At 58.5% G+C, this 23231-nt stretch carries 18 protein-coding genes and 1 pseudogene; 9 read left to right on the forward strand and 10 right to left on the reverse strand.

Going from position 1 to position 23231, the window contains the following annotated elements:
* The first annotated feature begins 49 nt into the window (after nt 1-49).
* Nucleotides 50-2680, forward strand: a complete 2631-nt coding sequence (gene mutS, locus VDQ28_RS06445) for a DNA mismatch repair protein MutS (protein ID WP_323038077.1) — start codon at nt 50-52, stop codon at nt 2678-2680.
* On the opposite strand, the gene VDQ28_RS06450 is transcribed toward mutS, so the two are convergent.
* Entirely contained in the window at nt 2677-3234 is a 558-nt protein-coding gene (locus tag VDQ28_RS06450; RefSeq protein ID WP_323035147.1) for a nucleotide exchange factor GrpE, read from the reverse strand. The two genes, mutS and VDQ28_RS06450, sit on opposite strands and share 4 nt — an antisense overlap.
* A gap of 12 nt (nt 3235-3246) precedes the next feature.
* Nucleotides 3247-4320: a heat-inducible transcriptional repressor HrcA gene (gene hrcA, locus VDQ28_RS06455; RefSeq protein ID WP_323035148.1), complete on the reverse strand. Its 1074-nt coding sequence runs from the start codon at nt 4318-4320 to the stop codon at nt 3247-3249.
* A gap of 91 nt (nt 4321-4411) precedes the next feature.
* Here hrcA and rph point away from each other — a divergent pair, with 91 nt between their 5' ends.
* From rph to hemW, 3 genes are read left to right on the forward strand one after another with little or no spacing between them, the layout of a single operon-like run.
* Nucleotides 4412-5122 (forward strand): ribonuclease PH, encoded by a 711-nt coding sequence (gene rph, locus VDQ28_RS06460; protein ID WP_323035149.1) that lies wholly within the window; start codon nt 4412-4414, stop codon nt 5120-5122.
* Nucleotides 5119-5730, forward strand: coding sequence for an RdgB/HAM1 family non-canonical purine NTP pyrophosphatase (rdgB, locus tag VDQ28_RS06465; protein ID WP_323035150.1), 612 nt, complete (start codon nt 5119-5121; stop codon nt 5728-5730). Before rph ends, rdgB begins: the two co-directional genes overlap by 4 nt.
* Nucleotides 5727-6902, forward strand: a complete 1176-nt coding sequence (gene hemW / locus VDQ28_RS06470) for a radical SAM family heme chaperone HemW (RefSeq protein WP_323035151.1) — start codon at nt 5727-5729, stop codon at nt 6900-6902. The genes rdgB and hemW overlap by 4 nt, the downstream gene beginning before the upstream one ends.
* Before the next feature lie 5 nt (nt 6903-6907).
* Here hemW and VDQ28_RS06475 read toward each other — a convergent pair whose 3' ends face one another.
* The 6 genes from VDQ28_RS06475 to rho are packed head-to-tail and all read right to left on the reverse strand — an operon-like array spanning nt 6908 to nt 13677.
* Nucleotides 6908-7810: a ParB/RepB/Spo0J family partition protein gene (locus tag VDQ28_RS06475; protein ID WP_323035152.1), complete on the reverse strand. Its 903-nt coding sequence runs from the start codon at nt 7808-7810 to the stop codon at nt 6908-6910.
* On the reverse strand, nt 7803-8600 hold the full coding sequence (locus VDQ28_RS06480) for an AAA family ATPase (RefSeq protein WP_323035153.1): 798 nt from the start codon (nt 8598-8600) through the stop codon (nt 7803-7805). Before VDQ28_RS06480 ends, VDQ28_RS06475 begins: the two co-directional genes overlap by 8 nt.
* Nucleotides 8597-9238: a 16S rRNA (guanine(527)-N(7))-methyltransferase RsmG gene (rsmG, locus tag VDQ28_RS06485; protein WP_323035154.1), complete on the reverse strand. Its 642-nt coding sequence runs from the start codon at nt 9236-9238 to the stop codon at nt 8597-8599. Before rsmG ends, VDQ28_RS06480 begins: the two co-directional genes overlap by 4 nt.
* A complete protein-coding gene (mnmG, locus tag VDQ28_RS06490) occupies nt 9222-11093 on the reverse strand; it encodes a tRNA uridine-5-carboxymethylaminomethyl(34) synthesis enzyme MnmG (protein ID WP_323035155.1) in 1872 nt (623 codons plus the stop codon). Before mnmG ends, rsmG begins: the two co-directional genes overlap by 17 nt.
* Before the next feature lie 12 nt (nt 11094-11105).
* Complete coding sequence (gene mnmE, locus VDQ28_RS06495) at nt 11106-12386, reverse strand: tRNA uridine-5-carboxymethylaminomethyl(34) synthesis GTPase MnmE (protein WP_323035156.1); 1281 nt, start codon at nt 12384-12386, stop codon at nt 11106-11108.
* A gap of 16 nt (nt 12387-12402) precedes the next feature.
* A complete protein-coding gene (gene rho, locus VDQ28_RS06500) occupies nt 12403-13677 on the reverse strand; it encodes a transcription termination factor Rho (protein ID WP_323035157.1) in 1275 nt (424 codons plus the stop codon).
* Between the two features lie 491 nt (nt 13678-14168).
* Here rho and VDQ28_RS06505 point away from each other — a divergent pair, with 491 nt between their 5' ends.
* From VDQ28_RS06505 to VDQ28_RS06525, 5 genes are read left to right on the forward strand one after another with little or no spacing between them, the layout of a single operon-like run.
* Complete coding sequence (locus VDQ28_RS06505; protein WP_323035158.1) at nt 14169-14765, forward strand: nucleoside triphosphate pyrophosphatase; 597 nt, start codon at nt 14169-14171, stop codon at nt 14763-14765.
* Nucleotides 14762-15586: a shikimate dehydrogenase gene (locus VDQ28_RS06510; protein WP_323035159.1), complete on the forward strand. Its 825-nt coding sequence runs from the start codon at nt 14762-14764 to the stop codon at nt 15584-15586. The genes VDQ28_RS06505 and VDQ28_RS06510 overlap by 4 nt, the downstream gene beginning before the upstream one ends.
* Nucleotides 15583-16179, forward strand: a complete 597-nt coding sequence (gene coaE, locus VDQ28_RS06515) for a dephospho-CoA kinase (RefSeq protein ID WP_323035160.1) — start codon at nt 15583-15585, stop codon at nt 16177-16179. Before VDQ28_RS06510 ends, coaE begins: the two co-directional genes overlap by 4 nt.
* Nucleotides 16172-16864, forward strand: coding sequence for a DNA polymerase III subunit epsilon (dnaQ, locus tag VDQ28_RS06520; protein WP_323035161.1), 693 nt, complete (start codon nt 16172-16174; stop codon nt 16862-16864). Before coaE ends, dnaQ begins: the two co-directional genes overlap by 8 nt.
* Entirely contained in the window at nt 16857-18053 is a 1197-nt protein-coding gene (locus VDQ28_RS06525) for a TIGR03862 family flavoprotein (RefSeq protein WP_323035162.1), read from the forward strand. Before dnaQ ends, VDQ28_RS06525 begins: the two co-directional genes overlap by 8 nt.
* Here VDQ28_RS06525 and VDQ28_RS06530 read toward each other — a convergent pair.
* Both VDQ28_RS06530 and VDQ28_RS06535 read right to left on the reverse strand, forming a co-directional pair.
* Nucleotides 18033-18701, reverse strand: a complete 669-nt coding sequence (locus VDQ28_RS06530) for a 4'-phosphopantetheinyl transferase family protein (RefSeq protein ID WP_323035163.1) — start codon at nt 18699-18701, stop codon at nt 18033-18035. The two genes, VDQ28_RS06525 and VDQ28_RS06530, sit on opposite strands and share 21 nt — an antisense overlap.
* A pseudogene (locus VDQ28_RS06535) lies at nt 18698-23230 on the reverse strand (MupA/Atu3671 family FMN-dependent luciferase-like monooxygenase). Before VDQ28_RS06535 ends, VDQ28_RS06530 begins: the two are co-directional and overlap by 4 nt.
* Nucleotide 23231: the final 1 nt, after the last annotated feature.

The raw sequence follows: 23231 nt of genomic DNA on the forward strand, positions 1-23231 counted from the left end.
GCTGAACTGGGAGAATACCGTGAGTGAATCCGCGCGCGCCGTTACGCCAATGATGGCGCAATATCTGGAAATCAAAGCCCGGCACGCAGATGCGCTGCTGTTCTATCGCATGGGTGATTTCTATGAGATGTTCTTTGACGACGCGGTTGCGGCCGCGGCGGCGCTGGACATCGCGCTGACGAAACGCGGCACCCATGACAGCGAGCCAATTCCGATGTGTGGCGTGCCGGTTCATGCCGCCGAAGGCTATCTGCTGACGCTGATCCGCAAAGGGTTCCGGGTGGCGATTGCCGAGCAGTTGGAAGACCCGGCTGAAGCCAAAAAACGCGGGTATAAATCGGTTGTGAAGCGCGATGTGGTGAGACTGGTCACGCCGGGCACGTTGACCGAAGAATCCTTGCTGGAACCACGGCGGCACAATTTTCTGGTGGCCTGGAGCGATGTACGCGGTGATGCCGCGCTGGCCTGGGTCGATATTTCAACCGGAGAGTTGCGGGTCTCGCTGTGCCCGCGCGTGCGGTTGGCGCCGGAATTGGCGCGGCTGGGAGCGCGGGAGCTGGTTGTGCCCGAGGATCTGGCAGAAGACCTGCGCGATCTGGCGGGCGAGATGCGCTTTGCCCTTGCCGCACGAAGCCGCGCCAGTTTCGACAGCGCAAGTGGCAACAAACGGCTCTGTGCGGCATTCGGCGTCTCGACGCTGGACGGGTTCGGGAGCTTTTCGCGGGCTGAAATCTCGGCGCTTGGTGCTCTGGTCGAGTATCTTGATGCGACGCAAAAGGGAAATCTGCCGCTGATGCGCCCGCCGGTTCAGGAAAGCGCCGGAGCGGCCATGCATATCGACGCCGCGACCCGCCGCAATCTGGAACTGACGCAAGCGTTGAGTGGCGGTCGCGAAGGGTCCTTGCTGTCGGTGATTGATCGTACAGTCACGGCGGGCGGTGCGCGGCTGTTGGAGCGACGTATCTCCAGCCCGTCGTGCGATTTACCGGTGATTCAGATGCGGCTGGCGGGGGTTCAGGCGCTCCATGACGATGATCGGCTGCGCGGCGACTTGCGCGACGCTCTGAAACGGGTGCCGGATATCGACCGCGCCCTGTCGCGGCTTGGTCTGGACCGGGGTGGGCCGCGCGATCTGGCGATGATCCGCACGGGCCTGTTGCAGGCGGGCGACGTGGCGGCCTTGCTGGCGGGAAAAGGCATTCCTCCGGTTCTGGAAACGGCCGCAATGGCGCTTGTCGGGCATGAAGATCTTGCGGCGCTGTTGGAGGCGCAACTGGTGGCCGAGCCGCCGCTGCTGGCACGCGATGGCGGGTTCGTGGCAGCGGGTATCGACGAAGACCTCGATGCCGCGCGCGAATTGCGGGATGAGGGGCGCGGCGTTATCGGCCGTATGCAGGCCGACTATGCGCGCGAAACCGGGATTTCGGCGCTGAAGATCAAGCACAACAATGTGCTGGGATATTTCATTGAAACCACGGCGACTCATGCGGAAAAGATGCTCTCGGCACCGCTGAACGAGCGGTTCATGCATCGGCAGACGACGGCCAATCAGGTGCGGTTTACCACGGTTGACCTGTCGGAGATGGAAACACGCATTTTGAACGCTGGTGCGCGCGCTTTGGAGATCGAAAAACGCATCTTTGACGCGTTGCGCGCTGCGGTTCTGGCCCATGCTGGGCCGATCCAACTGGCATCCGCGGCACTGGCGGAAATTGACGTGACGGCTGGGTTTGCCGATCTCGCGCGGCGGCTGGACTGGTGCAAGCCGGTGGTCAATGACAGCCGTGACTTTGATATCGTGGGCGGACGGCACCCGGTGGTTGAAGCCGCCCTGGCGAAAACCGGGCAGCCCTTTGTGGCCAATGATCTGGCGCTGATGCCGCAGGGCAGCAATGCGGCGATCTGGCTGGTGACAGGTCCGAATATGGCGGGTAAATCGACGTTCCTGCGGCAGAATGCGCTGATTGCTATTCTGGCGCAGGCGGGTGGTTTTGTGCCGGCCAAAGCGGCGACCTTGGGCATGGTAGACCAAGTGTTCAGCCGCGTGGGTGCCTCGGATGATCTGGCGCGTGGTCGGTCGACCTTTATGGTCGAGATGGTCGAAACGGCGGCGATCTTGAATCAGGCGGGCAAGCGGGCGTTCGTGATCCTCGATGAAATCGGACGCGGAACGGCGACTTATGACGGGCTGTCAATCGCCTGGGCCGTGTTGGAACATTTGCACGAGGTGAACGGCAGCCGGGCGCTGTTTGCCACGCATTATCACGAGATGACAGCGTTGGCCGACCGCCTTGAGGGCGTTGATAACGCGACCGTGGCCGTGCGGGAATGGGAGGGTGATGTCGTGTTCATGCACGAGGTCCGCAAAGGCGCTGCCGACCGGTCCTATGGCGTGCAGGTTGCACGGCTGGCGGGTCTGCCCGATGCGGTGATCATGCGGGCGCGGGAGGTTCTGGATATGCTGGAGCGTGGCGATCAAGGGCAGCGCGGCGCCAAGACGCTGATTGACGACCTGCCGCTCTTTGCCTTGCAGGTCCAGAGCGCGCCAGCCGCGAAGGCTGCGAAGCCTTCGGTGATTGAGGCGCGCTTGTCAGGGATTCACCCGGACGCCTTGACGCCCCGAGAAGCGCTCGCGCTGCTGTATGAGCTGCGCGAGCTTTTACCCGAGGCGAAAGCTTAGCTGGCGGGCGTTGACGACACCCCGACCTGCGCCGGACGCAAAAGATGGTCGTGCAGACGGAACCCCTCGGCCAGAACCTGAATGATCTGACCTGCAGGGTAATCCGGGACCGGAGCCTCGAACATGGCTTCGTGCAGATGCGGATCAAAGACATCGCCTGGTTTTGGCGATACGACTTCGACACCATGGCGCGCGAAAATGTTGGTGAGTTCGCGCAGCGTCAGCTCAAGCCCGTCAACGAGGCCTTTTGCACGCCCCCGCGTTTCCTCATCAACCAATGTCAGAGCCCGGTTGAGATTGTCATAAACCGGGAGCAGATCGCGGGCGAGCTTGGTGCCGCCATAGATTGCAGCCTCCCGCCGATCTTTCTCGCCGCGTTTGCGGCTGTTTTCGAGATCAGCCAAGGCGCGCATCAGGCGATCCCGCATTTCGGTGCGCTCCACTTCGAACGCCGCCTCTGCTTCGGCAAGAAGCATTGCGGCATCGAGCGGCTCCTGTGTTTCGATTGTGTCGTTGGCATCAAGTTCTGCCTGGTTTTCTTGTGGCTCTGCCATGTCTTCCTCGTCTTACTCGGACCCCAGCTCGGTCAGCATTCTGCCAACCAACTGCGCTGTATAATCGACTATCGGAACAATGCGACCGTAATTGAGCCTGGTCGGGCCAATAACACCCACCGCACCGATGATCTTGCTTTCGGAGTTCATATAGGGAGAAACGACCAGAGTGGAACCCGATAGTGAAAAAAGCTTGTTTTCTGCCCCGATGAAAATGCGCACCCCCTCGCCGCGCTCCGTCAAATCAAGCACTTCGGCGATATCTCGCTTGCGTTCAAGGTCATCAAAGAGTTCGCGGATCTTGATAAGGCTGTCTGCGTCGGCCTGTTCCAGGAGATTGGCGCGACCCCGAACGATCAAACGTTCGGTTTGCTCACCCTCATCCTCCCAAATGGCCATGCCCCGTTCGACAAGATCGCCGGCAATCGAATCAATTTCCTGCCGACGCTTTGCGATTTCCTTTCTGAGTCGTGTCCGCAATTCGGAGAGAGTCAGACCGCTGGCAAAGGCATTGATGAAATTGACCGCTTCGCGCAAGGACGATGGCAGCAGGCCGTGCGGCGGGCGAAAAATGCGATTCTCGACCTGACCGTCTGCAAACACCAAGACGACGAGCGCGCGGTCAGGGGCGATCGGGACAAATTCTATGTGTCGGATCGGGGCTTCGTGTTTTGGCGTCAGCACCAGACTGGCGCCTTTTGTGATCAAGGACAGGGCATTGCCGACGTTGTCCAACATCGATGCCACCCCATGCTCGTTGCTCATGCGCGTGGCTTCGAGTTTCTCGCGATCATTGGCCGTCACCGGATCGATCTCTAGCAGCGCATCGACGAACAACCGCAAGCCGGTTTGCGTCGGAACGCGCCCGGCCGAGGTATGAGGGCTCTGCAGCAGCCCCATGAATTCGAGATCTTGCATGACGTTTCGAATCGTCGCGGCAGACACGTTTTCGCTGAAATCGCGGGTCAAACTGCGCGAGCCAACGGGTGCTCCGGTTTGCAAATAGGATTCAACAACACGTCGAAACACTTCGCGCGTTCTGTCATTCAGATCTCTCATGATCGGATTATGTGCGGCAGTGGACATTGGCGACCGTGTGTGATTCGGATTTCTGATCCGGTTGCAACAAAGCGCTGAGCGCGTGTATCTGGACATATAAACAGAAAAGGATCCAGACATGCGCCCCTCTGGTAGACACTTAGACGAAATGCGGTCGGTTTCAATTGAAACCGGCGTTATGAAGCACGCGGAAGGCTCTTGCCTGATCAAAGTCGGGAGCACGCAGGTCTTGTGCTCGGCCTCGGTAGAGGACCGGACGCCGCCGTTTTTGCGCAACACCGGACTTGGTTGGGTTACCGCAGAATACGGCATGTTGCCGCGCGCGACCAATACCCGCAACCGTCGCGAGGCGGCCCTGGGCAAACAGGGCGGAAGAACTGTTGAAATACAAAGGCTTATAGGTCGATCACTTCGGGCTGGCGTTGATCGCTCGGCCTTGGGTGAGCGGCAGATCACGATTGACTGCGACGTCCTTCAGGCGGACGGCGGAACACGCTGCGCGGCGATCACCGGTGGTTGGATTGCGCTGCGGCTGGCTGTGAACACCTTGATGAAGGCCGGCCTGATCACGTCGGATCCGATTATTGGCCATGTTTGTGCAATCTCCTGTGGGATCTACGCAGGCCAGCCGGTACTCGATCTCGATTATAGTGAAGACAGTGCAGCCGGGGTCGATGGCAATTTTGTCATGCTTGGTGATACCAAGATGATTGAATTGCAGATGTCGGGTGAATCGACGGTCTTTGGGCGCGGTGAGTTGAATTCGATGCTGGATCTCGCGGAAAAAGGGGTGCGTGAGCTTATCGCCGCACAGAAGGCGGCCTTATGAGTCGGAAATTTTCGGATACGTCTTTGCTTTTTGCGACGCATAACCACGGTAAGCTGGTTGAAATGCGTGACTTGTTGCGGGATCGCGGGATCGACGTTGTTTCCGCCGCAGAGAAGAGCTTGCCAGAACCGCAAGAAACGGAGTCAAGTTTCGTTGGGAATGCGCGGATCAAGGCTCATGCGGCAGCGAAGGCGACGGGATTGGTCGCCTTGGCTGATGATAGTGGCTTGTGTGTAGACGCGCTGCATGGCGCGCCGGGGGTGTACACCGCAGATTGGGCCGAGGGGCCAGACGGGCGCGATTTTGATCGCGCCATGACCAGAACCCATGGCGAATTGATTGAAGCCGGGGCGAAAGAACCATGGTCAGCTGAATTTGTCAGCGTCCTTGTGCTGGCTTGGCCAGACGGCCACGACGAGGTTTTTGAAGGAAATGTTACCGGTCGTCTTGTGTGGCCAACAAGGGGTCAGCATGGCCATGGTTATGACCCAATGTTCGTTCCTGATGGGGCGTCAATTACATTTGCCGAGATGTCCGGAGTGGAAAAGAACAAGATCAGTCACCGATCTCGTGCCCTGTCGGCGCTGATTGATGCGTGTTTCACGTGAAACATCGAAATCAACAAGCTACAGAAGATTGGCAGAGCGGCGGCTTTGGGTTGTATGTCCATTGGCCGTTTTGCGCGTCAAAATGTCCATATTGCGATTTCAACAGCCATGTTTCCAATAGCATTCGCCATTCAGCATGGCGCGATGCCTATGTGATGGAGATCCGGCGCCTGGCTGCAATGACGCAAGGGCGAATCCTGGATTCGATTTTTTTTGGCGGCGGGACGCCTTCGACAATGGAGCCCGAAACAACTGCTGCGATAATTGATGAAGCAAGGCGGGCTTGGCCAACGAGAAACAATCTGGAGGTAACGCTAGAGGCAAATCCGACGTCGGTTGATCTAGCAAAGTTCCAGGCCTTCTCAGAGGCAGGGGTCAATCGGCTGTCATTGGGAATACAGGCGTTAAACGATATAGACTTGCGGATGCTCGGAAGGCGCCACTCGACGGCCGACGCTATTCGGGCTTGGGAAGTGGCAAAGACAGTCTTTGAGCGATCCAGTTTTGATCTCATTTATGCACGGCAGCATCAAACCTTGGATCAGTGGAAAACCGAGCTCAGACAAGCTCTGTCGCTCGATCCGACGCATTTGTCGCTCTATCAATTAACCATCGAAGAAGGTACCGCATTTGGAGACAGGTATCGCTTGGGCAAATTACCCGGATTGCCGGGAGGCGACGCCGGTGCGGACTTGTATGAGGCTACACAAGAGTTATGCGCGGAATTTGCTTTGAACGCCTACGAAATCTCAAATCATGCAAAAGCATCTGAGGAATCACGCCACAATCTGATTTATTGGCGGTACGGAGATTACATAGGGGTGGGTCCCGGTGCACACGGCAGGCTAACGGTGAACCAAGAAAAGCTGGCTTTCGAAGCTGCCAAGGCACCGCAAACGTGGCTAAACTCGGTCTTGGAAGGGTCGTTATCGCATGAGAGCCGTGAGGTCCTTAGCGGTCGGGACCAGGCCACTGAGTATTTGATGATGAGTCTGCGTCTACGTGAGGGCGCAAACATAGCAAGATGGATGCGTTTGGGTGGGTATGACGTCGAACCCGCGGCAATGACAGAGCTTACAGAGCAGGGTTTCCTCTGGCGCGTCGAAAATCGCATCGGTACGACAGAAAGCGGTCGGCAGATTCTAAATGCCCTGCTGGCAGCACTATTGTAATCGCCCTATCGCACCGACGACAGAAGTTGGCAAAGTTGATCGAGCTGGTCCAAGGTATCGTACCGTATCGTCATTTGGCCTTCACCCCCTGCACGATGATCAATCACAACGCTCATACCAAGATTGGCGGACAAATCCTCTTGTAGCGCACGCGTGTCGGCATCTTTCTCGCGATTGTCGGCATTTCCTCTGCGTTTGGTATGCGAAACCTTGCGCGCCAAATCTTCGGTTTCTCGCACCGAAAGTCCTTTGCCGATGACGCGAAGGGCCAGCTCAGTTGGATTCTCGGCAGTAACAAGCGCTCGTGCATGGCCCGCTGACAGGGTTCCAGCAATCACCATATTCCGAACATCATCTGGAAGATTCAAGAGCCGTAAGAGGTTAGCGATGTGGCTTCGGCTCTTCCCCAGGGCCTCAGCAACCATTTCCTGTGTGTGACCAAATCGATCGATCAGTTGACGATAACCTGTGGCCTCCTCGATTGCATTCAACCCCTCCCGCTGGATGTTCTCAACAATAGCCACCTCGAGCATTTCCTGATCTGAGAAAGCGCGAACGATTGCTGGAACAGTTGTCAGTTGCGCCAATTGCGCAGCGCGCCAACGACGTTCTCCTGCAACAATCTCGAATGACCCATTGTGATCAGCAGAGGGCCGAACGACCATCGGTTGCAGAATACCCTTTTCGCGGATTGATTCTGAAAGTTCTCTTAGAGAAGAGTCATCAAAGCTACGCCTCGGCTGCCCTGGGTTCGGGACAATTGATTCTACAGGAAGATACTGGAGATCAGAACGAGTTTGCTCGCGCCTCTCCACTGACTCATTGTTTGGCGCGTCAATTCCAATATCAGCCATCAAAGCCGATAAGCCTCGTCCCAAGCCCCGGCGTTCAGATTTTCGATCAGCCATGCGCAAGCTCCTCCGGAAGGTCATGATTGTTTGCGAGAAACTCTCGCGAAAACGCCCTATATGCGACGGAACCCTTGGAGGCTGAATCATACGCTAGTGCAGGAATTGCGTAGGATGGAGCTTCGCTAAGTCTTACATTTCGGGGAATAACGGTTTGGTATACGAGGCCACCAAGCGTGTCGCGCGCGTCTTTCTCGACTTGTTGCGATAGGTTGTTTCGTTGATCGTGCATCGTCAACAAAACGCCCTCGACTCTCAGAGAGGAATTTGCCGTTTCGCGGATTTCGCGGATCGTCAGCATCAGTTGAGATAGGCCCTCAAGCGCAAAAAACTCGCTTTGGAGCGGAATCAACACCGAATGAGCAGCGACCAGTGCGTTAACAGTTAGCAGATTTAAGGAGGGTGGGCAGTCAATTAGCACATAGTCAAAGAGAAACTGCTTCAAGCTAGCGCTTTCGAGGGAATCCTTGAGTAGAAAGCTACGCTTGTTCACGTTGTGTAGTTGAATGTCGGACGATGACAGTTCCGTTGTCGACGGCATTATATGCACGCGCTCCGTTGCCGTCTTCACGACGACACTTGCTGGGTCTGCTTCCCCCAGAAGCAAATCGTAGATAGTTGTGGAGCGCTGATCGAGACCAACACCAAAGCCTGTAGAAGCGTTCCCTTGAGGGTCCATATCGATCACGAGAACCTTGCGACCAACCTCTGCAAGACCGGCCGCCAAGTTTATGGCCGTCGTCGTTTTGGCGACACCGCCTTTTTGGTTTGCTATCGCAACGATCTTCATTCGATCACGCCCTTCGGCTTTATGTTTGTAACCCTCAAAATCCTGGAAGCAGTGTCGACGACGCTTTCTAGGGCCTCTGCGTTGAAGTGCCATGAACGTCTCGCCTGTTCAACCTCTGCCTCGAAGTTTCGACCTTTGTGCAACAACGCAGTACCATTTGAAGAAACATGGCGAAAAACGAGCGGCAACAACAGCTCCAGCGGCGCCAATGCGCGTGCAGAAACGACATTTGCGTCGCACCGTTCAGCTTCGTCAATACGTGCACGAACGACAGAAACATTGAGCGAATATTTCTGGGACTTCAATTTCAGAAACGCGGCCTTCCTTGCATCTGATTCGATCAAGGTGACGCTGGTCTCCGGCGAGATCTCTCGCAATAGAATCGCGACCACCAAGCCAGGAAGCCCGCCTCCGGACCCAAGGTCGCACCATTTTGGTCCTGGTCCCGGCGATAAGTTGACGAGCTGGGCCGAATCCAAAACATGCCTGTTCCAAACGTCGACAAGGGAATTGGGAGCAACAAGATTTATCGACTTTGACCAGGTAGCCAAATCCTCAGCAAACGACCGAAGGTCATCGATTGTTTCACGTGAAACTCTGAGGCATTCTAATCCCTGTCTTTCATCCAATTGACGCATTTCCGCCTCGATTCTGATTTCGTAGCCTTGAAAGAAGAAGAATCATCCCGGTGGGTGTCATTCCTTCAATCCTTCCGGCTTGTTCCAAAGTCTGTGGGCGGATTCGGTTAAGTTTGTCCCTGAGTTCATTTGAGAGCGACGGAAGTCGCGAATAGTCAAAAGAAGTCGGAATGATGAGTTGTTTCTCTTTAGCCAAAGCGGCGGTTTCGCGCAAATGGCGGTCTACATAGGGCTTATAGAACGCTTCCTTCCTCAATTGTTCGAGATCAACTTTCTCTATGTGAGAACTTAAACCAAGATGATCTGCAACGCTTTCAGGTTTAGTATCTACCAACCCGAGCGCTTGATACAGGTTTCGTTTCGACCCGTCTTTCGTTCGCGGCAATCCGATTTTTTCCGACACTGCATCGGTTACGATTTCGCCCTCGAGAACGCCGCGGAGCGCAGAAAGCCGGCGCTTCTTATTCTCATATTGAGATCTTCGGGCATCGGATATAAAGGCCTGCGCTATTGCAACTGGCGTGAGTCGTTCGTCGGCGTTATCGGCCCTCAAAGAAAGCCTATATTCGGCTCTCGACGTGAACATTCGATAGGGTTCTGACACGCCTTTGGTAATCAGGTCATCGATCATCACGCCGATATAGCTCTGCGATCTGTCGAACTTGATATCGTCCAAATCGTTGGCTTTTGCCGCGGCATTCAAACCCGCAACGAGGCCCTGAGCAGCCGCTTCCTCGTATCCAGTCGTTCCATTGATCTGACCCGCGAAGAATAGGCCTTCCAATCCCCGAACCGAAAGATCGCGATTGAGTACTCTTGGGTCTATATAATCGTACTCGATGGCATATCCGAAGTGCTTGATTACAACATTTTTCAAGCCTGGAATGGTTCTCAGGAATTGGTCCTGAATATCGCGCGGCAGTGACGTCGAAATGCCGTTGGGGTAAACAGTATCATCGTCAATCCCCTCCGGTTCGAGGAATATGTTGTGTGACTCCTTGTCCTCAAACCGCGTAATCTTGTCTTCAACCGAAGGGCAATACCTAGGTCCAACACCAACGATATTCCCCGCACGCATCGCCGATAGATGCAGGTTCTCGCGAATGATGTCATGTGTTTCCGCAACTGTATTAGTGACGCCGCAGGCGATCTGCGGCGCGATCGGCTTGGTATTCAAAAAGGACAACATTGATGGTTTGACGTCCGCAAATTGCGCGCCGATCAAATCCCAATCTATCGACTTTCCGCTCAAACGAGCAGGGGTTCCGGTTTTTAGCCGCCCCAACCCCAAATCAAAGGAGCCAATTCTTTCAGCGAGTTTAGTCGATGCTTTGGAACCTCGTCGACCCGCCTCAATACGCTCATCGCCTATGTGGATTACGCCGCGCAAGAACGTACCTGTCGTCAGGATTGTTGCAAAAGACCGCACCTCCGAGGCGTCCGCGAGAATGACACCTGTTATGGTTTCGTTCGAAACAATCAGATCAACGACCTCGCCTTCGATTACCGTGAGGTTTTCTTGCCGCTCAACGTATTGCGTCGAAAACTGCGCATAGCGCTTGCGGTCCGTCTGTGTTCTGGGGCCCTGAACGGCAGCACCGCGTGATGCGTTCAGAAGCCTGAACTGAATTCCCGCATAGTCACCAGCAAGTGCCATCATACCATCTAATGCGTCAATTTCCCGCACCAGATGCCCCTTCCCGATGCCCCCTATCGCCGGGTTACAAGACATCACACCGATATCGTTTCTGCTGAACGTTATCAGTGCCGTTTTCGCACCTCGCCGCGCAGCCGCTAAAGCTGCTTCGACCCCCGCGTGACCGGCTCCGACGACAATGACATCAAAATGTTTCACGTAAAACGCTCTCTACTTCCCGATACAAAAAGACGAGAAAATCCGGCCCAAGACATCTTCGACATCCACCCGGCCCACAATCCCGTCCAAACAGCGCAGCGCAGCGCGCAGATCTTCACTCGCCAGTTCCCATGAATTTGCCGTCGGAGTCAAACTCCGCTGCGAGTCCACCAAGAACTTCAGAGCCCTCGAAAGCTTATCAAAATGACGTTCGCGAATAAAGATGGAGGATCCCTTCACACGCTCACCCAACCTCACTTCAATTTCCGCCAACAGACGGGGTATCCCCTCACCCGTTATCGCCGAAATCCCTGGCAAGCCCCAAACATCTGACTTGGACAAGAGTACTATATCGTCGGGACTACAGCCCTGCGGTTCGTCTTGCGGGGATGACTTCAGGAAAATGCGCAAATCCGCACCGCGCGCGCGCGCGGTCCCTCGTTCTATACCGACACGTTCGATCTCATCCTGCGTCTCTCGCAACCCTGCCGTGTCGATCAATGTGACCGCCATCCCGGCAATATCCATCCGGACCTCGATCACATCCCTCGTCGTCCCGGCCCGCTCCGAAGTAATTGCCGCGTCCCGGCCGGCAAGCGCGTTAAGCAATGTTGATTTTCCGGCGTTCACGCGCCCAACAATCGCAACCTCAAATCCATCTCGAACGGATTCGGAAGCACGGCGACCATCGATCTGCTCACGCAAACTGGTGGAAACACGCGCAAGCGGGGCTTCCACATACGCCAGTAATTCACCGGGAATTTCCTCGTCCGAGAAATCCATCGCCGCCTCAATCATCGCCAAGGCCTGCAACAAATCCTCGCGCCATTGGTCAACGATGCGCCCTGCGCTTCCGTCAAGCACCCGCATCGCCTGCTTTCTCTGTCCGTCCGTTTCCGCGTCAATCAGATCCGCCAAGCCTTCGACTTCCGTCAAATCCATCCGCCCGTTCAGGAACGCACGTCGCGTAAACTCACCAGGTTCCGCGGTCCTTACTCCGTCAATTGCCAGACAAGCCCCGAGCATCGAGGCAACCACGGCTACGCTGCCATGTATTTGAAACTCGCAGGTTTTTTCGCCAGTAAAACTGCGGCCGTCCTCGAACACCAGAACCAAGGCTTGATCAATCATATCACCATGCGCATCGCGCAAGGTCATCAACTGCGCCTGCCGAGGTTCCGGGACCCGCCCAGCGAGGGCATGACAAACGTGCCACGCCAGATCACCCGATACCCGGATGATTGCAACACCCGCCCGCCCCCGCGCAGTGGCAAGGGCAACAATCGTCTCCATCCCGGTTGCCTCCGCGTCAGGAGTTCATGGAATCAAAGAACTCGCTGTTGGTCTTGGTCTGCTTCAGCTTTGAAATCAGGAATTCAATGGCATCCGTGGTGCCCATCGGATTCAAAATCCGCCGCAGAACAAAGGTTTTTTGCAGGTTGTTCTTGTCCACCAACAGCTCTTCTTTCCGGGTGCCGGACTTCAGGATGTCCATCGCCGGGAAGACGCGCTTATCTGCAACCTTGCGATCCAGAACGATCTCGCTGTTGCCGGTGCCCTTGAACTCTTCAAAAATTACCTCGTCCATCCGGCTGCCCGTATCGATCAGCGCCGTTGCAATAATGGTCAACGAGCCGCCCTCTTCGATGTTTCGTGCCGCGCCAAAAAACCGCTTTGGACGCTGTAGCGCATTGGCATCGACACCACCGGTCAAGACTTTCCCCGACGACGGCACAACCGTGTTGAACGCGCGGCCCAGGCGGGTGATCGAATCCAACAGGATCACAACATCCCGCTTGTGCTCCACCAACCGCTTCGCCTTTTCGATCACCATCTCGGCAACCGCAACGTGCCGCGACGCGGGTTCATCAAAGGTCGATGACACAACCTCACCTTTCACCGACCGCTTCATGTCGGTGACTTCTTCGGGCCGTTCATCAATCAGCAAAACGATCAAGTAGCAGTCCGGATGATTGCGCGAGATGGAATGCGCGATGTTTTGCATCAACACCGTCTTACCAGTCCGCGGCGGCGCAACAATCAACGCCCGTTGCCCTTTACCAAGCGGCGCAACGATGTCGATAATCCGCGACGAACGATCCTTGACCGTTGGATCTTCGATTTCCATGTTGAAGCGCTCATTCGGATAGAGCGGCGTCAAGTTGTCAAAATGCACCTTGTGCCGCGCTTGCTCCGGATCGTCGAAGTTGATCAGAGTCACCTTCGTCAGCGCAAAGTACTTTTCATTGTCACCGGGCGCCTGGATCACACCCTCGATCGTGTCCCCGGTCCGCAGCGAAAACTGCCGGATCATCTCGGGCGACACATAAATATCATCGGGGCCAGACAGATAGTTCGCCTCGGTCGAGCGCAAAAACCCGAACCCGTCCTGCAAAACCTCCAAAACCCCGTCACCACCGACTTCCCAGCCTTCTTCTGCGCGTTCTTTCAGGATCGAGAACATCATCTCGCCCTTGCGCATCGACGGAGCGTTGTCGATATCCAATTCTTCCGCCATCGCCAGCAACGCAGCTGGCGTCTTGGCCTTCAGCTCGGACAGGTTCAATTGGGTCTCAGCCGTCATAATCACTCCTCTGCACCCATCAGGTGCACGGCAATTTGGTCATTCATCGGGAAATACGAGCACCGGACGGCCCCGCTTTGATCGTTCTCTAAGTCGATCTTTCGCGTAAGTCAATCAGTCCAGAAACGCGCTGGCCCCGGTCGCTCGATCTTCTTTCTAATAAATAAAAGAAGAAAGTATATAGGATGATGATGAAGTAGGGGTCGTGGATAACTGCAATTCTTGCCTTGTCCCCCATTTCATCCCCAACCCGACGGATGCGAAAGGCAGCGCATTTATGATCATTAACACATTGTAAATTATAGATATAATTCCAATAATGATCACACGAATTCGCAACAATCCCGATTATCCACAGCCCACCATTTTGCTTTATCCTCTGTGGACAACTGACCCTGCATCTCTTGACAACATGTGCATACAACAGCGATCCCCGAATAGTCCGGGTTGTCCACCAGCCTGACCCCCTAAAGACACACAGGCTTATCCACATGACAATCCTCACCTTGGCGTCCAGTTCATCAATCCGCGCGAAACTTTTGCGCAACGCTGGCCTAGATTTCGAGGTCAAACCTGCGCGCATCGACGAAGCCTCCATCACTGAGTCGCTCCGATCCGAAGGTGCCACCCCCCATGATATCGCCGATGCGCTCGCCGAGCATAAAGCCCTGCGCACCGCCAACCGCGACCCCACCGCCCTGGTCCTGGGCTGCGATCAACTCCTCGAATGCGAGGGGCAACTTTATCAAAAACCCGAAACCCCCGAGGATGCACTTCGGCAACTTTCTGAACTTCGGGGCAAAACCCACCGCCTGCACACGGCTGCTGTTCTTTTTGCGCAGCGGCAGCCCGTCTGGCGCCACGTTTCGACCCCGCGCCTGACGATGCGCACATGTTCCGATGGTTTTCTTGAACGCTATGTGGCTGACAACTGGGATAATATCCGCCATTGTGTCGGGTGCTATCAGATCGAAGGCCCCGGCATCCGCTTGTTTTCCAGGATCGAAGGCGATCTCTTCGCCATCCAGGGACTACCGCTGCTCGAACTCTTGTCCATCTTGATCCAACGCAAGGACATCCCCGGATGACACCGCCACTTCGCCTCGCTGCCGTCATCGGTGACCCCATCGCGCACAGCCGCTCGCCAAAGCTGCATGGTCATTGGCTGCAACGCTACGAAATCCCCGGCCACTATGTGCCGTTGCACATCACGGCCCAGGATTTCCCCGAAGCTCTGCACCTACTGCCCCGCATGGGGTTTGTCGGCGCGAATGTCACCATTCCCCACAAACTCAACGCCCTCGCCCTGGCCGACCACGCGACTCCCCTCGCCCGTCGTATCGGTGCCGCAAACACCCTCACCTTCACCAACCAAGGCATCGAGGCTGACAACACCGACGCCTTTGGTTTTGCCCAGAACATTGCCAATGCCGTCCCCGGCTGGTCACCCCGCCGCGTCTCGGTGATCGGCGCTGGCGGCGCCAATCGGGCGGTCCTCGCCGCCCTCCTGGATCTCGGCACCACAGAAATCCGCCTGACCAACCGCTCCCCCCAACGCGCCCTCGATCTTGCCGCCGAATTTGGTGCACCGATCAGCGTTGTTTCGTGGTCCGAACGCTCCGACATGCTGGACGGCTGCGATACGCTGATCAACGGCACCTCGCTGGGCATGACCGGCAACCCCGCGCTCGATATCGACCTCAGCCGCCTTCCCACCGATGCCGTGGTCAATGACCTCGTCTATGCCCCACTTGAAACGCCGCTCCTCGCGCAGGCCCGCGCCCGTGGCAACACCTGCGTCGATGGCCTTGGTATGCTCTTGTTTCAGGCCGCACCTGGGTTCGAGCGTTGGTTTGGCCGCAAACCCACCGTCGATGCCACCCTTCGCCAAGCGGTGCTGGGCACATGAGCTTCATCCTTGGCCTCACCGGCTCGATCGGCATGGGCAAATCCACCACCACGGGCTTCTTTCGCGACGCGGGCATCCCGGTCTGGGACGCTGACGCCGCCGTCCACGCGATGTATGCCAAAGGCGGCGCTGCCGTTGCTCCCCTCGCAGCAACCCATCCTGATGCCATTCAGGACGGTGCCGTCAACCGCGCCGCGCTGCGTGACTGGATCGCCCAAGTCCCGACAGCCCTGACGCAAATCGAGGCCATCGTTCACCCGCTCGTTGCCCAGGACCGCGCCGCTTTCATCGCGCAACACGCGGATGCCCCGCTGATCGTCCTCGACATCCCGCTCCTGTTCGAGGGCGGTGGCGAAAAAGCCCTCGACGCCACACTCGTCGTTTCTGCCCCTGCAGATGTACAGCGTGCCCGCGTACTCGCCCGCCCCGGCATGACCGAGGCGCATTTTCAGACCATCCTCTCCAAACAAATGCCGGACGCTGAAAAACGCGCCCGCGCCACCTATGTGATCGAGACGACAAGCCTTGAACAAACCCGCGCCGATGTGCTCGACTTGATCAATCGCCTGACCGGAGGCCAATCAGATGCGTGAAATCGTCCTCGATACCGAAACCACGGGCTTTGAACCCTCCCAGGGCGACCGCCTTGTCGAGATTGGCGCGATAGAGCTCCTCAACCAGATGCCGACAGGGCGCACCTATCACCAGTACATCAACCCCGAACGCTCCATGCCCGCCGATGCGTTTGCGGTTCACGGGTTGGGCGATGAGTTCCTGCGCAAGCAGCCGCGTTTCGCCGAGGTTGTCGATGCGTTTCTGGCCTTTATCGAGGGCGGCCGTCTGGTCATTCACAACGCTGCCTTTGACATGAAATTCCTCAATGCCGAACTGGCGCTGATCAACCGCCCGCCCCTACCGACCGAAACCGTGATCGACACGCTGACAATTGCCCGCCAAAAATTCCCCGGCTCTCCGGCCACGCTTGATGCCCTGTGCCGCCGGTTCGACATCAGCGGTTTCAACCGCGAACTGCACGGCGCATTGCTCGACAGCCAGATCCTGGCCGAGGTTTATCTCGAACTCATGGGCGGGCGGCAACCGGATCTGGTGCTGTCTCCGCAATCCTCGCGCAAAGGCTCTGTCACAGGCGATGGCTCATGGCGTCCGCGCCCCCGCCCGACACCCTTGCCCGCACGCCTGACCGCAGAAGAAGCCCAGGCCCACGCGGAATTCGTCGCGAAAATGGGCGACGCCGCGATCTGGCGCACCTATGACTGACGCCCCCTTCGCGCTGGTCATCGGCGCCGGGCCTGCGGGGCTGATGGCCGCCGATGCCCTGCTGAGCGCGGGCCTGCCTGTGATGCTGATCGAGGCAAAACCCTCACCGGCCCGCAAACTGCTGATGGCGGGAAAATCGGGCCTCAACATCACCAAGGACGAAGACCTCGACACCTTTCTCGCGCAATACACCGATGCGGCCGAGTGGCTCAAACCCATGCTCTCCGCTTTTGGCCCCGCGCAGGTCAAAGATTGGGCGCAGCACCACGGCCAGCAGATATTCACCGGTTCCTCGGGCCGTATCTTTCCCAAGACGATGAAGGCCTCGCCCCTGTTGCGCGCCTGGCTCACAGACCTCAAACAGCGGGGCCTCGACCTGCGCACCCGTTGGCGCTGGGTGGGTGTTGGTGGCAGTAATTTCCAATTCGACACCCCAGACGGCCGCCAAACCCTGACCCCAAAAACCACGGTTCTGGCCCTTGGCGGCGCAAGCTGGTCGCGGCTGGGCTCGGATGGCGCTTGGGCGCAAATCCTGACCAAATACGGCGTGCCCCTCGCGCCTTTCCAACCCGCCAACATGGGGTTCAGCGTCGCGTGGTCGCCCCACATGACCCCGCATTTCGGCTCACCGCTCAAATCCATCACCTTGATCGCGGGCAATCAAGCCCATCGCGGCGAGGCGATCCTGTCGCAACGTGGGCTCGAGGGGGGCGGTGTCTACGCCATCAGCCGCACGCTCCGAGAGGGCGCACCGCTCACCCTGGATTTGTTTCCAGACCTTGACGCCAACACAATTGCGACCCGCCTGTCAAACCGCCCAAAAGGCGAGACCACGACCAACACGTTGAAAAAAGGGCTGAAATTGTCCGGTGCCCGGCTGGCCCTGGTGCTTGAATGTGCGCGCCCCTTGCCCTGTGACCCGCAAGCCCGCGGCGCCCTGCTCAAAGCCCTGCCGATTCCCATTTCCGGCCCGCGCCCGATGGACGAGGCCATTTCGACCGCCGGCGGCGTTACCCGCGATGCGGTCACCGACACCCTGATGCTGCGGGCACTGCCCGGTGTGTTTGTGGCCGGTGAAATGCTTGATTGGGAAGCCCCGACCGGCGGCTATCTTCTCACGGCCTGCCTTGCGACCGGTCTTTGGGCAGGCCAGGCCGCCGCCGCTTGGTTACATCAACACACCACTTAGCACAAACCCATCCCGTCGCGAAAACCGCCCCCACAGCCGATCGCCCTTGTCAAAGGGCGCCGCCGTCGCCTGAAATGTCGCGGTGAACGCGCCACTTTTCACATCCAGCGCAGTCTCGAACATCTCGAAGCCAAATAGCTGGCCCGAGCGTGGGTATTGCGCCTTATAGGCACATTCCTTGACACAAAAGATCACCCGCGCCCAATGCGCAGGGTCCGGCTGCAACCTGATCCAATCTCGTTCGGCTGGCGTCAAAACCGTCTCGAACACCGCCATTGGCAGCGGCTCATCAACTTCCAGATCAATCCCGATCAGCCGATCAGACCCTGATACAACCGCCAGCGCCCAACCACCCGCATGGGTGATCGACCCTGAAATACCTGCGGGCCAAATCGGCGCGCGATCCGTCGCCATCGGAACCGCAAGATCCGCCGCCATCGCGATCCGCGCCGCCTGTCGCCCCGCCGCAAACTCGCGCTGCCGGGATGGAACGGCTTTTTCCACACGCGCCGCCTCGAGCGCGTGCAAACCGGACATCTCAGCCGCCCGGATTTCAACACAGCCAAGGCGCGCCTGATCGCCAAAAACAGCCGCCGCCAACGCCAAAGGCGACGGGCGGCGGCGCTCTTGTGTCAGGCCAGCAGTCACCCCGATCGGCTCATCCGTTCGGCCCGCATCGCGCGACGGCGCGACATGGCATCCAGCCGTCCCCGCGCGGCCTCGGCCTCAACCGCAGGCGTGACGGGGGAGGCCGCGCGCACAACCGGCTTTAGCTTGCTGTCGATATGCGCCGCCAAAGCCTGCAAAACCGGGAAGCGGAACACATCCGTGATCGACAAACCGGGCAGCGCCAGAGCCTCGCGGATTTCCCGATGCGCCTGAACCGCCAGCAACGAGTGACCACCCAGTTGGAAGAAGTTATCCCCCGGTTTGACCTCGGCCAGACCCAGGACCCCGCGCCAGATCGCTGCGATCTTCGCCAGCGTATCCCCGCCATTCGCCACAACCGGAGCCTGAATGACCGCCAGGCCGTACGACACCCGGCGCGGGCAGCGCCTTGCGGTCGATCTTCTTGTTTGGCGTCAGCGGAAAACGCTCCAGCTTGACGATCTGCGACGGCACCAAATGCGCAGGCATCTGCGCCGCCAAAGTGGCGCGCAACGCCCCGGTGTCCGCTTGGCCTAGAACATAGGCAACCAGCCGCACGTCTCCCGGCACATCTTCGCGCGCGATCACCACGCTTTGCGCGACACCCGGCAACCCATCCAGCACGGTTTCGATCTCGCCCAACTCAATACGGAACCCACGGATTTTCACCTGATGATCCGCGCGGCCCAGGAAATCAACGCCGCCATCCGCCCGCAGCCTGACCAGATCGCCGGTGCGATACAGACGGTTACCGCCGATGGTCACAAACCGCTCGGCCGTCAGGTTTTCGCGCTGCCAATAGCCACGCGTCACCCCGTCGCCACCGATCCACAACTCGCCTTCAACGCCAATCGGCACCGGCTGTTGTGCGTCGTCCAGAACGTGCAACGTGGTGTTGGCAATCGGTGTGCCGATCCCGACAACCCCGTCTCCACCCGACGACATCGCGGTCGTGGACCAAATCGTCGTTTCCGTCGGCCCATACATATTCTGCACCGGGGACCCCGTGATCTGCGCCAAATCAGCCGCCAAGGCCCCGGACAGAGCCTCGCCACCGATCATCAGGTTTGTCACCCGACCCAGCGCCATCCGCGCCTCGTCATTGGCGACCAACATTTGCGCCATCGACGGTGTGCATTGCAGATGCGTGACACCGTGGCGGATGATCTGCGCGGACAGCGAGAAGTCATCTTCGGCCAGCTGCGCCGGTGCATTCGAGCGGCGCAGAACCTCGGCCAGCGGGAACAACCCCTCCAACACCTGGCTGACCGGGATGCCATAATCGATCAGGCAGCCAATTTCATCGACGCCAATCGCCTTGAGCTGCTCAGTGCGGCGCAAGCAATCCTCAACGGTGCCGAACATGCCGGAATCCTCAAAGTAGCGGTTGAACGCATACTCCAGAATGCCGTCCACTTCGTCTTGGCTCAGGCTGGCAAGGTCGATATCCATCGGGTTCGACACGCCCTTGGGCTTTTTGAACGCCGGGAACGCCCAGGCGTATTGCTTGACCAATCCCGCCGCCGCCAAAAGGTAATTCTTCATCGGCTCACGCGCCGTTTCGCGCGCCAGGTCACGGGTGCGCGCCACATAGGTGTGCAACATCAGCGTGACGGTGAAATCCTTGGGGTCGTGGCCCGCCTTGCGCAGCGCGTCGTGGTAAATCTTGATCTTGCCCGCGACCTCCTCGATCGACTGGCCTAGCAGGTGGGTCAGCACATTCGCGCCAATCTCACCGGCCTCGCGCCAGGTATCGGGGTTGCCGGCAATGGTCAGCCACAAAGGCAGTTCCTTGGACACCGGGCGGGGCAGCGATTGAACGCTGCGTGTCTCGCCGTTGTGGTCAAACTCAACCGACTCACCGCGCCACAACTTGCGCACCTTCTCGATCGTGTCGAACATCGCCGCCTTGTTGTTGGGCACCGAGTTTTCAGGCCGCAGCACAAAATCCACCGGATGCCAGCCGCTTGCAATGCCCAGCCCGGCGCGCCCGTTGGTCAGGTTGTCGATCACCGCCCATTCCTCGGCAATTCGCAGCGGATGGTGCAGCGGCGCGACAACCGAGCCTGACCGCACATCAATGTTCTTGGTGACCGCCGCAACGGCAGCGCCCGTCACCGAGGGGTTCGGGAAAGGCCCGCCAAAGGCGTGGAAGTGGCGCTCTGGCGTCCAGACCGCGCGGAACCCGTGGGTATCGGCGAATTTTGCGCCCTCCAGCAGCAGTTCATACTTTTTCGGGCCCGCGCCGTCGTCATTGCCCCAATAGAACAGGCTGAAATCCATGTGTTTGTTGGAAATCGGCATCGACCCGCCCGAGACCATCATGCGGTCCTCATCCGAGGTCAGCACCAGTTTGAAGCCGCGCGACAGCGTCCAGAACAGTTCCAACACCGAAATATCAAACGACAACGAGGTCACTGCCAGCCAGACGCCCGCAGGATCATGCGCGAGACGATCATCCATCCCGGCAAAGAAGTTGGCCACATTGCGATGCTCGACCATCACACCCTTGGGCAGTCCCGTCGAGCCCGAGGTATAGATCAGATACGCTAGGTTTTCCGGCGCGGCCCCAGTTTCCGGGTTGCTGTCCGGCGCAGAGGCAAGTCGCGTATCGGTGTCCAGCACCAGCAACGCGCTGTCATGCTCTGGCAATGCGTCAATCAATGTCGATTGCGTCACAATTACCGGGGCGTCGCTGTCGGTCAGGAAATGGTGCAAACGGTCGGCGGGATAGGCCGGGTCCATCGGCACATAGGCACCGCCCGCCTTCAGGATGCCCAGCGCCCCGATCAGCAGCTCCGGCGCGCGCCTTGTACACAGCGCGACCGGCACATCCGGCCCCACACCCATGGTTTGCAACACATGCGCGACCTTGTTGGCCCGCGCGTTCAGCTGCGCATAGCTCAGGCTTTTGCCCTCGAACACCAGCGCGGTTTTTTCTGGCGTGCGCGCGACCTGCGCCTCGAACAATTCCGAGATCGTCGCGTGGTCAAACTCGCGGTGCGTCGCGTTCAAGTGCGCCAGGATCGCCCGTTCCGGCGCGCTGATCCGGTCCAGGTCCGCCAACGGCGCGTCAAGATCGGCATCCGCCAGCAGTGCAATCCGCGCGGCCATCATGTCCAGCGTGGCCTCATCCATGCGGGCGAGATCCGCCGACAAGGTCAGACCTTCGGTGCCCGACACCACACACAGGGCGGTGCCCTCGATCCGCTCACCGGTTTCCGACAGGCCCAGGGCGGGTGTCGCCAGCGGCATCAACGCCGGGTCGCGACCGATCAGATCGCGCGCGTAGGATGGATATTTTTGCGCTAATGCTGCGGTCTTCTGCGCGGCGGCCTCCAAAGCGCCCAAGCTTTCGCCGGCCAGGATCATCGGCACCCAAGGCGCGATATACCCCGGTGCCGCGGTATGCGTCGTTTTTGTTTCAGCGCCCGCATAAGCCCAACCACCCGGCGCATAGACCGCCAGAATCGCCGCCGCACGATGGGGTGACACAGAGGCCAAGGCGCGCTGGACAAACCCTGTACCGCCCGCTTTGGTGCCCGCCAGTTCCGTTGCCGAAAACCCGGTCAAAACCGCGCGCCAATGCGCCTCGCCGCCTGCGATGCGCACCATCGCCGCGGTCAGGGATGCCGCCTCGCCAAATGCCAGAACCTCGCCGATTTTGGCAATGTCAGAGCCGCTTTTGGGCATCCCGCCAAGGCAGGTCAGCCCCGACAGCCGTACGGCACCATCGGCACAAGCTATAACCAGATCATCGCCCGACTTCAGGACGGTTCCCGCAACGCCAGAGCCATCAACCGCCTCGGCCTGTCCGACCGCAAACACGCCGCCGCGCATTCGATCTTCGGCAGCGCCAAAGGGTTCCAATAACCGGAATGATCCAGCGCCCGCACCAGGCGCACGAGCTCTGCTGCCGGGCGCGTAAAATCGAGGCGCGCCGCAGCAGCGGGTCGGTCGTCTTTCAAACACACGGTCCGCTGCGACAAATCCTGTACGCGACGGTTTGGCGCGCCCGATTCCAGCGCCGAGACGACTGCCGGAAAACTGTCAACCGCAGCCCCATAACAACGCGCGTTCAGCGAAAATGCGGTGTCGTCGTCGGAAATTTCAAAGTGGACCTGTTCAAGAATATCGCCCTCGTCGATGCCGCCCTCGATCATGTGCCAGGTGACGCCGTGCTCGGTCTCGCCGTTCAGGCGGGCCCAGACCGGGGCATTCAATCCGGCATAGCGCGGCAAGGGGCCGTCGTGAAAATTCACCGCCCCTTTGGTCGCGCGAGACAGCAGTGCATCCGGCAGGATTGTCAGGTTCGCGATCGACAAGAGCCAATCAAACGACCGCTCGATCCGGTCCTGCAACCCCTTGCCCGGCGCAACCACCCGGATCCCGGCGTTTTCCGCCCAGGCGATGACATCTGCATTCTGGCTGGCGACGGTTTGAATGATATGGCCGCGCCCCAACAGGACCTTTGCACACTGAATCAACAGCGATTCATTGCCAACCAAAACACATGAAAACGGGGTCATC

Origin of the sequence: Pararhodobacter sp., assembly GCF_034676545.1 — a bacterium.
GTDB lineage: Bacteria > Pseudomonadota > Alphaproteobacteria > Rhodobacterales > Rhodobacteraceae > Pararhodobacter.

Coding starts and splice junctions, on each gene's coding strand:
- rho (WP_323035157.1), bottom strand. CDS start 13,677: ATGACGGCTGAGACCCAATTGAACCTGTCCGAGCTGAAGGCCAAGACG.
- coaE (WP_323035160.1), top strand. CDS start 15,583: ATGAGCTTCATCCTTGGCCTCACCGGCTCGATCGGCATGGGCAAATCC.
- VDQ28_RS06510 (WP_323035159.1), top strand. CDS start 14,762: ATGACACCGCCACTTCGCCTCGCTGCCGTCATCGGTGACCCCATCGCG.
- mutS (WP_323038077.1), top strand. CDS start 50: ATGATGGCGCAATATCTGGAAATCAAAGCCCGGCACGCAGATGCGCTG.
- rdgB (WP_323035150.1), top strand. CDS start 5,119: ATGAGTCGGAAATTTTCGGATACGTCTTTGCTTTTTGCGACGCATAAC.
- VDQ28_RS06525 (WP_323035162.1), top strand. CDS start 16,857: ATGACTGACGCCCCCTTCGCGCTGGTCATCGGCGCCGGGCCTGCGGGG.
- VDQ28_RS06475 (WP_323035152.1), bottom strand. CDS start 7,810: ATGGCTGATCGAAAATCTGAACGCCGGGGCTTGGGACGAGGCTTATCG.
- VDQ28_RS06480 (WP_323035153.1), bottom strand. CDS start 8,600: ATGAAGATCGTTGCGATAGCAAACCAAAAAGGCGGTGTCGCCAAAACG.
- VDQ28_RS06505 (WP_323035158.1), top strand. CDS start 14,169: ATGACAATCCTCACCTTGGCGTCCAGTTCATCAATCCGCGCGAAACTT.
- rph (WP_323035149.1), top strand. CDS start 4,412: ATGCGCCCCTCTGGTAGACACTTAGACGAAATGCGGTCGGTTTCAATT.
- hrcA (WP_323035148.1), bottom strand. CDS start 4,320: ATGTCCACTGCCGCACATAATCCGATCATGAGAGATCTGAATGACAGA.
- dnaQ (WP_323035161.1), top strand. CDS start 16,172: ATGCGTGAAATCGTCCTCGATACCGAAACCACGGGCTTTGAACCCTCC.
- rsmG (WP_323035154.1), bottom strand. CDS start 9,238: ATGCGTCAATTGGATGAAAGACAGGGATTAGAATGCCTCAGAGTTTCA.
- mnmE (WP_323035156.1), bottom strand. CDS start 12,386: ATGGAGACGATTGTTGCCCTTGCCACTGCGCGGGGGCGGGCGGGTGTT.
- VDQ28_RS06450 (WP_323035147.1), bottom strand. CDS start 3,234: ATGGCAGAGCCACAAGAAAACCAGGCAGAACTTGATGCCAACGACACA.